Below are 9,553 nucleotides of genomic sequence, written 5' to 3'. Positions count from 1 at the left end.
GGCCAAGCCTGTTGCGGCGGCCGCGGCTGCCGCGGCGCCGGCCGAGCCCAAGCGCAAGCTGAGCTACAAGGATGCGCGTGAGCTGGAACAGCTGCCGTTGAAGATCGAAACGCTGGAGAAGGACGTCGAAGGCCTCACCGCCGCGATGAACGACCCGGCGTTCTATCAGCGCAGCGCGCCCGACATGGCCGCGCACAATGCGAAGCTCGCCAAGGTGCAGGCCGAGCTGGATGCCGCGTACGCGCGCTGGGAAGAGCTGGACGCCTGATCCAGCAATCGATGTAGAGCCGACCGTTGGTCGGCTTGACGGTGGGGGACGTATGGAACCGACCGTTGGTCGGCCGCCCGCGTAACGCCGCCGACCGTTGGTCGCCCGCACGCGTAGAGCCGACCGTTGGTCGGCTGGCGTCAGAGGTTCATGACGCCCTGACGAAGGGCAGCCGACCAACGGTCGGCTCTACCGCTGTCACTTCAAGCCGTGCAGATCCCGCAGCTGGGTCGGCCGTGAGCCGAAATAGGCCGCCAGATCGGCGATGTCCTGATCACTCAGGTCGGTCGCCTGCGGGGTCATCAGCGCGTGCTGACGATCCCCCGCGCGGTAGGCCTGCAGGCTGTGCGCCAGGTAATCCCCGTACTGCCCACCCAGTTTCGGATAGGTCGGGTCGATCGGCTTGTTGCCGTCCGCCCCGTGGCAGTCGATGCAGCTCTGGCCGGTGGCTTTGCCCTTCACCTGGGCACGCGCCTCACCGGCAGCGATGCGGCCGGCCGGCAGGCCGGCGGAGGAGCCGGACCCGTGTTCACCACTGGCGTGGCCCGGATCGGCGGCGGAATCTGCGCTGTTCTCCACCTGTGACTGCGAGCACGCAGTCATCAGCAGGGCAACGGACAGGGCGATGGCGTAACGCTGGAGTGGCGTGGCTTTCGACATGAGCGCGCTTATTTGACGGTGGACAGGTAAACAGCGAGATCGGCGATCTCCTGTTCGCTGAAACTCATCGACTGCGCCTGCATCGTCGGATGCTTGCGCTTGCCGTGGCGGTACTCGGTCAGCGCCTGGCTGAGGTACTCACGGGTCTGCCCGCCGATCTTGGGCACCTTGTAGCTGGGGTAGGCGTTCTTGTACCCGGTGATGCCGTGGCACCCCTGGCACGTGTAGGCCAGGACACGGCCATTGTCGAACCGGCCGGTGACGGCGGCGGGCGCCGGCGCGGTGGCGGCCGGAGCGGGGGTGGCGGGTACTGCAGGAGCGGGTGTTGCGGCCTGTGCGGCGGCCCCGAGGGGCAGGAGGACGGCCAGAACGAGACAAGCGGCGAGCGGCTGCGGGCGCATGATGTCCTTTTCCGATAAACGGGTCTGGTCGTTCCGGCGTGGGGTACGGAACTGGGCCGAGTATAGCCTGCCATTTCATCTAGCTGAAACCGGGCCCGGGAAGCCATCGCCGCAGGTCACCATGACCTTTGGGATATGGTGTGGTCGTGACGTGGTGCATTACTTTGCTACCACACCTGCCCACGCATCCTTAGGGACACGACGATGTCGCGACACACTTTCCTGCTCGGCCGCACCGGACGCTGTGCCGCTGCACTGCTGATCACCTCCACCCTGCTGCTGAGCGGCTGCGGTGGCGCCGGCCCCGCCGAAGCCAACGCTGCTGAAAAGGACGGCAAGGCCGAGAAGAAGGTCGATGCGGTACCGGTCGAAGCCGTCGCTGCCAGCCGTCGCGCCGTCGCCGCCAGCTACACCGGCACGGCCGCACTGGAACCGCGGGGCGAGTCGCAGGTGGTCGCCAAGACCTCCGGCGTCGCGCTGGTCGTTCTGGTCGAAGAAGGGCAGCAGGTACGTGCCGGCCAGCCGCTGGTGCGGCTGGACCCGGACCGTGCGCGCCTGGCGGTTGCCCAGAGCGAAGCGCAGATGCGCAAGCTGGAGAACAATTACCAGCGTGCCCACAAGCTGGTCGGCGAGCAGATGGTCAGCGCCGCCGATGTCGACCAGATCAAGTACGACCTCGACAACGCCCGCGCGCAGTACCGCCTGGCCACGCTTGAACTGTCCTACACCACGGTGGTCGCGCCGATCTCGGGCGTGATCGCCTCGCGCTCGATCAAGACCGGCAACTTCGTGCAGATCAACACTCCGATCTTCCGCATCGTCGACAACTCGCGTCTGGAAGCCACGCTCAACGTGCCCGAGCGCGAGCTGGCGACGCTGCGCCCGGGCCAGCCGGTCACGCTGATCGCCGACGCGCTGCCGGGCAAGACCTTCCCGGGCACGGTGGACCGCATCTCGCCGGTGGTCGATGCCGGTAGCGGCACGTTCCGCGTGGTCAGCGGCTTCGGCGAAGACGCTGAAGGCCTGCAGCCGGGCATGTTCGGCCGCATCCGGATCGACTACGACCAGCGTGCCGATGCTCTGGTGGTGCCGCGCATCGCACTGCTCGACGATGGCGAGCCGGCGGTGTTCCGCGTGCGCGAGGGCAAGGCCGCACGCGTGCCGGTCAAGCTGGGCTATGCCGAAGGCCCGTGGGTGGAAATCCGCGAGGGCCTGGCCGCAGGCGATCAGGTGGTTACAGCCGGCAAGGTGGCGCTGCGTGACGGCACCGCGGTGCAGGTGATCGGTGCCAAGCCGGCCGCCACTGCCGTCGCCAAGCCGGCGCCGGCCAAGGCGGAGAGCCGTCAATGACAGCGGCCGGCAACGACCACGGCAATGATCCGCACCAGGGCGAGCGCCCCGGTGCCCAAGGCGGCGGCCTGGTGGAATTCGCCACCCGCCGCCGCGTCACCATCGCGATGTTCACCGTCACGCTGATGCTGTTCGGCTTCATCGCGCTGGGCAATCTCAAGGTCAATCTGCTGCCCGACCTGAGCTACCCGACCCTGACCGTGCGCACCGAGTACACCGGTGCAGCGCCGGCGGAAATCGAAACGCTGATCACCGAGCCGGTCGAAGAAGCCGTCGGCGTGGTCAAGAACCTGCGCAAGCTCAAATCGATTTCGCGTACCGGCCAGAGCGATGTGGTGCTCGAGTTCGCCTGGGGCACCAACATGGACCAGGCCAGCCTGGAGGTGCGCGACAAGATGGAAGCGCTGAACCTGCCGCTGGAGGCGAAGTCCCCGGTGCTGCTGCGCTTCAATCCGTCCACCGAACCGATCATGCGGCTGGTGATCTCGGCGAAGACCGATCCGTCCAGCGATGCCGAGGCCGTGCGCCAGCTCACCGAGCTGCGCCGCTACGCCGATGAAGACCTGAAGAAGAAACTGGAGCCGGTCACCGGCGTGGCGGCGGTCAAGGTCGGCGGCGGTCTGGAGGATGAAATCCAGGTCGACATCGACCAGCAGAAGCTGGCCCAGCTCAACCTGCCGATCGACAATGTCATCAAGCGGCTCAAGGAAGAGAACATCAATATCTCCGGCGGTCGCCTGGAGGAAGGCTCGCAGCGTTACCTGGTGCGCACCCTCAACCAGTTCGCCGATCTGGAGGACATCCGCAATCTGCTGGTGACCACCCAGAGCAGCAACGGCAGCGCCGCCGATGCAGCGATGCAGCAGATGTTCGCCATCGCCGCCTCGACCGGCTCGGATGCCGCCGTGGCCGCCGCCTCGGCCGCGCAGAGCGCATCCAGCAGCAGCTCCACCAACATCGCCAACGGCGTGCCGGTGCGGCTGAAGGATGTCGCCACCGTGCGCCAGGGCTACAAGGAACGCGAAGCGATCATCCGTCTGGGCGGCAAGGAAGCGGTCGAGCTGGCGATCTACAAGGAGGGCGATGCCAACACGGTGTCGACCGCCGAAGCGCTGCGTGCGCGGCTGGAGCAGATCAAGGGCCAGGTGCCCGGCGATGCCGAGCTGACCACGATCGAAGACCAGTCGCGCTTCATCGAACACGCCATCAGCGACGTCAAGAAAGACGCCGTGATCGGCGGCATCCTCGCCATCCTGATCATCTTCCTGTTCCTGCGCGATGGCTGGAGCACGTTCGTGATCAGCCTGTCGCTGCCGGTCTCGATCATCACCACGTTCTTCTTCATGGGCCAGCTCGGCCTGAGCTTGAACGTGATGTCGCTGGGCGGTCTGGCGCTGGCCACCGGCCTGGTGGTGGACGACTCCATCGTGGTGCTGGAGAGCATCGCCAAGGCGCGCGAGCGTGGCCTGAGCATCCTGCAGGCCGCCATCGTCGGCACCCGTGAAGTGAGCATGGCCGTGGTCGCCTCGACCCTGACCACCATCGCGGTGTTCCTGCCGCTGGTGTTCGTGGATGGCATCGCCGGCCAGCTGTTCCGCGACCAGGCGCTGACCGTGGCGATCGCGATCGCGATCTCGCTGTTGGTCTCGATGACCCTGATCCCGATGCTGAGCTCGCTCAAGGGCCGCCCACCGCTGGCCTTCCCGGAAGAACCCGCGCATCAGCCGTGGCAGCCGGACAGCCGCTGGTTGAAGCCGGTCGCCGGCAGCCGTCGTGGCGTAGGCACGCTGGTGCGCTGGATCTGCTTCGGGATGGCCTGGTCGGTGATCCGCGTCTGGCGCGGTCTGGTGGCCGTGGTCGGCCCGGTGATGCGCAAGGCCAGCGATGTGGCGATGAAGCCGTACGCCGGTGCCGAACGCGGTTACCTGAAGCTGCTGCCGGGCGCGCTGCACCACCCGGGCAAGGTGCTGGGTCTGGCCGCGCTGGCCTTCGTCGGCACGATGGCGCTGGTGCCGATGCTGGGTGCGGATCTGATCCCGCAGCTGGCCCAGGACCGCTTCGAAATGACCGCCAAGCTGCCGGCCGGCACGCCGCTGAAGCAGACCGATGCACTGGTCCGCGAGATGCAGCTGGCCCATGCCAAGGACGACAGCATCGCCTCGTTGTACGGCGTCAGTGGCAGCGGCACGCGCCTGGATGCCAGCCCGACCGAGAGTGGCGAAAACATCGGCAAGCTGACCGTGGTGATGGCCGGTGGCGGCAACGCACGCACCGAAGCGGCGATCACCGAGCGTCTGCGTGAGTCGATGCAGCAGCATCCCGGCGTGCAGGTCGATTTCGCCCGCCCGGCGCTCTTCAGCTTCTCCACCCCGCTGGAAGTGGAACTGCGCGGCCAGGACATGGCCACGCTGGAAACGGCCGGCAAGGCGCTGGCCGCGATGCTGCGCAACAACCCGCACTACGCAGACGTCAAATCCACGGTGGAAGAGGGCTTCCCGGAGATCCAGATCCGCTTCGACCAGGAGCGCGCCGGTGCCTTGGGCCTGACCACGCGGCAGATCGCCGATGTGGTGGTCAAGAAGGTGCGCGGTGATGTGGCCACGCGCTACAGCTTCCGCGACCGCAAGATCGACGTGCTGGTCCGTGCCCAGGAAGGCGACCGGGCCAGCGTGGACAGCATCCGCCGGCTGATCGTCAATCCGGGCAGCAACCGGCCGGTGACGCTGGATTCGGTGGCCGAGGTGGTCGCCACCAACGGCCCGAGCGAGATCCATCGCGCCGATCAGACCCGCGTGGCGGTGGTCTCGGCCAACCTGCGCGATATCGACCTGGGCGGCGCCGTGCGCGAAGTGCAGGACATGGTCGCCAAGCAGCCGCTGGGTGCCGGTGTGGGCATGCACATCGGCGGCCAGGGTGAGGAGCTGGCCGATTCGGCGCGCTCGCTGATCTTCGCCTTCGGCCTGGCCATCTTCCTGGTGTATCTGGTGATGGCCTCGCAGTTCGAGTCGCTGCTGCACCCGTTCGTCATCCTGTTCACCATCCCGCTGGCGCTGGTCGGTGCGATCCTGGCGTTGATGCTGACCGGCAAGCCGATCTCGGTGGTCGTGTTCATCGGGTTGATCCTGCTGGTGGGCCTGGTGACCAAGAACGCGATCATCCTGATCGACAAGGTCAACCAGCTGCGCGAGGCCGGTGTGCCCAAGCGCGAGGCGTTGGTGGAAGGCGCGCGCTCCCGCCTGCGGCCGATCATCATGACCACCCTGTGCACGCTGTTCGGCTTCCTGCCGCTGGCGGTGGCGATGGGCGAAGGCGCCGAAGTGCGTGCGCCGATGGCGATCACCGTGATCGGTGGCCTGCTGATCTCCACCCTGCTGACCCTGGTGGTGATCCCGGTGGTGTACGACCTGCTGGATCGTCGTGGCGACGCCTACTACCGCGCGCGTGGCCGGCACCTCAAGACGCCGCTGGCCGATGCCGGCCATGACACCGCACAGGAGCCGGCATGAGCATTGCCGAGTTCTCCATCCGCCGGCCCATCACCACGATCATGTGTTTTGTGTCGTTGGCGGTGGTGGGCCTGATCGCCTCGTTCCGGCTGCCGCTGGAAGCACTGCCGGACATCTCCGCGCCATTCCTGTTCGTGCAGGTGCCGTACACCGGTTCCACGCCGGAAGAGGTCGAGCGCAACATCATCCGGCCCACCGAAGAAGCGCTGGCAACGATGACCGGGATCAAGCGCATGCGCTCCTCGGCCACCTCCGAAGGTGCCAGCATCTTCATCGAGTTCACCGACTGGGATCGCGACATCGCCATCGCGGCCTCCGATGCCCGCGAGCGCATCGATGCGATCCGCAGCGACCTGCCTGACGACCTGCAGCGCTACAACGTGTTCAAGTGGTCCAGCAGCGATGACCCGGTGCTGAAGGTGCGCCTGGCCAGTGCCACCGACCTGACCGGCGCATACGACATGCTCGACCGCGAGTTCAAGCGGCGGATCGAGCGCATCCCGGGGGTGGCGCGGGTCAACATCTCCGGTGCCCCACCGAACGAGGTCGAGATCGCGATCAGCCCGGACCGGTTGACCGCCCACAACCTGAGCATCAACGAGCTCAGCGATCGCCTGCGCACGCTGAACTTCTCGATCTCGGCCGGGCAGATCGACGACAACGGCCAGCGCGTGCGCATCCAGCCGGTGGGCGAGATCACCGACCTGCAGGAACTGCGCGATCTGGTGATCGACACCAAGGGCCTGCGCCTGGGCGACATCGCCGAGATCCGGCTCAAGCCCACGCGCATGAACTACGGTCGCCGCCTGGACGGCAACCCGGCCGTCGGCCTGGATATCTACAAGGAGCGCAGCGCCAACCTGGTGGAGGTCTCGCGTGCCGCGCTGGCGGAAGTGGAGGCGATCCGCACGCAGCCCTCGATGCGCGATGTGCAGATCAAGGTGATCGACAACCAGGGCAAGATGGTGACGTCTTCGCTGCTGGAGCTGGCCGAGGCGGGTGCAGTGGGCCTGCTGTTGTCGATCACGGTGCTGTTCTTCTTCCTGCGCCATTGGCCCTCCACGCTGATGGTGACCCTGGCGATCCCGATCTGTTTCGTGATCACGCTGGGCTTCATGTATTTCGCCGGCGTCACGCTCAACATCCTGACCATGATGGGCCTGCTGCTGGCGGTCGGCATGCTGGTGGACAACGCCGTGGTGGTGGTGGAGAGCATTTACCAGGAACGTGAGCGGATGCCTGACCAGCCACGGCTGGCCTCGATCATCGGCACCCGCAACGTGGCCATCGCGCTGAGCGCCGGCACCCTGTGCCACTGCATCGTGTTCGTGCCGAACCTGTTCGGCGAGACCAACAACATCAGCATCTTCATGTCGCAGATCGCGATCACGATCTCGGTCTCGCTGCTGGCCTCCTGGCTGGTCGCGGTGAGCCTGATCCCGATGCTGTCCGCGCGCATGCAGACCCCCAAGCTGGTGCATTCGGACAGTGGCGTGATCGCCCGCCTGCAGCGCCGCTACGCCACCTTGCTGCAGTGGACGCTGGAACACCGTGGCTGGAGTGTGTTCGGCATCGTGATGGTAATCCTGATCAGCCTGGTGCCGATGAAGCTGACCAAGATCGACATGTTCGGTGGCGAGGGTGGCCACGAGGTGTTCATCGGGTACAACTGGAAGGGCGCCTATACCTTCGGGCAGATGTCCGAGGAAGTGGCACGCGTCGAACGCTACCTGGATGACAACCGCGAGGCGCTGCACATCACGCAGGTGTATTCCTGGTACAGCGAGCAGGAAGGCAGCAGCACGATCGTGACCTTCGATACCGCGCACGCCAAGAGCATGCCGGCCGTGCAGGAGGCACTGCGCAAGGGCTTGCCGCGGTCGGCGCGTGCCGATTACGTGGTCGGCAACTCGGGCGACGGCGGCGGCGGTGGCAACAACCAGGTGCAGGTGCAGCTGGTCGGCGACTCGACCAAGATGCTGCAGGAGATCGGCGAGGAAGTGGTGCCGCTGCTGGCCCAGCGCAAGGAACTGCGCGACGTGCGCATCGACAACGGCGAGAAGGGCAGCGAGTTGTCCATCCATGTGGACCGCGAGCGCGCGGCTGCGTTCGGCTTCAATGCCGAGCAGGTGGCCAGTTTCGTCGGCCTGGCCCTGCGTGGCGCGCCGCTGCGCGAGTTCCGCCGCGGTGACAGCGAAGTGCCGGTGTGGGTGCGTTTCGCCGGTGCCGAGCAGAGCAGTCCGGAAGACCTGGCCAGCTACACCGTGCGCACCGGTGACGGCCGCTCGGTGCCCCTGCTGAGCCTGGTGGATGTGGCGATCAAACCCTCGGCCACGCAGATCGGCCGCACCAACCGCCAGACCACGCTGACCATCAAGGCCAACCTGGCCGAGAAGGTCACCGTGCCGGAAGGGCGCAAGGCCATGGAGGAGATGCTCACGCCGATGAGTTTCCCGGCCGGCTACACCTTCAGCTTCGACGGCGGCGACTACGGCGACGACGACCAGGCGATGTCGCAGATGATGTTCAATCTGGTGATCGCATTGGTGATGATCTACGTGGTGATGGCGGCCGTGTTCGAGTCGCTGCTGTTCCCGGCGGCGATCATGAGCGGCGTGCTGTTCTCGATCTTCGGCGTGTTCTGGCTGTTCTGGATCACCGGCACCTCGTTCGGGATCATGTCCTTCATCGGCATCCTGGTGTTGATGGGCGTGGTGGTGAACAACGGCATCGTGATGATCGAGCACATCAACAACCTGCGCCGCCGCGGGATGGGGCGGACCCAGGCGCTGGTGGAAGGCTCACGCGAGCGCCTGCGCCCGATCATGATGACGATGGGCACCGCGATCCTGGCGATGATCCCGATCTCCATGACCGACACCCAGCTGCTCGGCAATGGTCCGCCGTACTACCCGATGGCCCGCGCCATCGCTGGCGGCCTGGCGTTCTCCACGGTGGTGAGCCTGCTGTTCCTGCCGACCATCTACGCGATGCTCGATGACATGAGCACGGCGGTGTCGCGGATCATCCGGCGCGCGCGTGGCCGCGGCGTGGATGCTCCGGTGGTCGAGCCGGGCGCAGAATCGGTTTGAGGGTGGATGGAGGCCCGTTGGGCGGGCCTCCTTTTTTCGCGGACCGCATCCACGCATGGCGTGGATCTACCGTTGAGAACCCCCAATTCTGCCGCATGGCAAGGGATTACACGCTTGGCGGTAGTGCCGGCCGCTGGCCGGCTCACGCGGTATCGACCGGAGACAGGAGACGGCCAGCGGCCGGTACCACCAAGGGCGTAGCCGGCCAGCGGCCGGCACTACCCGCGGTTCCCACATGCGTGCACAAAAAAGGCCACGCATTGCGTGGCCTTTCGA

Annotated in this window: 5 protein-coding genes and 1 pseudogene; 4 read left to right on the top strand and 2 right to left on the bottom strand. The window is 66.4% G+C overall.

The genetic code is table 11. From position 1 onward, the window contains the following. Positions 1–268: pseudogene (locus ABE472_RS01755) on the top strand (ABC transporter ATP-binding protein); the annotation flags it as partial. A 198-nt stretch (positions 269–466) separates the two neighbouring features. Here the strand turns inward: ABE472_RS01755 and ABE472_RS01750 are convergent. Then, on the bottom strand, positions 467–928 hold the full coding sequence (locus ABE472_RS01750; protein ID WP_019183110.1) for a cytochrome c: 462 nt from the start codon (positions 926–928) through the stop codon (positions 467–469). An 8-nt stretch (positions 929–936) separates the two neighbouring features. Further along, on the bottom strand, positions 937–1,329 hold the full coding sequence (locus tag ABE472_RS01745) for a c-type cytochrome (RefSeq protein ID WP_019183109.1): 393 nt from the start codon (positions 1,327–1,329) through the stop codon (positions 937–939). A gap of 204 nt (positions 1,330–1,533) precedes the next feature. On the opposite strand from ABE472_RS01745, the gene ABE472_RS01740 reads away from it, so the two are divergent. From ABE472_RS01740 to ABE472_RS01730, 3 genes are read left to right on the top strand one after another with little or no spacing between them, the layout of a single operon-like run. Beyond that, positions 1,534–2,679, top strand: coding sequence for an efflux RND transporter periplasmic adaptor subunit (locus ABE472_RS01740; protein ID WP_313211586.1), 1,146 nt, complete (start codon positions 1,534–1,536; stop codon positions 2,677–2,679). Further along, on the top strand, positions 2,676–6,185 hold the full coding sequence (locus ABE472_RS01735; RefSeq protein WP_346465224.1) for an efflux RND transporter permease subunit: 3,510 nt from the start codon (positions 2,676–2,678) through the stop codon (positions 6,183–6,185). The genes ABE472_RS01740 and ABE472_RS01735 overlap by 4 nt, the downstream gene beginning before the upstream one ends. After that, positions 6,182–9,277: an efflux RND transporter permease subunit gene (locus ABE472_RS01730; protein ID WP_346465222.1), complete on the top strand. Its 3,096-nt coding sequence runs from the start codon at positions 6,182–6,184 to the stop codon at positions 9,275–9,277. The genes ABE472_RS01735 and ABE472_RS01730 overlap by 4 nt, the downstream gene beginning before the upstream one ends. Positions 9,278–9,553: the final 276 nt, after the last annotated feature.

Source organism: Stenotrophomonas sp. TWI809, assembly GCF_039673205.1.
GTDB lineage: Bacteria > Pseudomonadota > Gammaproteobacteria > Xanthomonadales > Xanthomonadaceae > Stenotrophomonas.
Note: the sequence above shows the minus strand (reverse complement) of the source record. Positions and strands in the feature narration are given on the sequence as shown.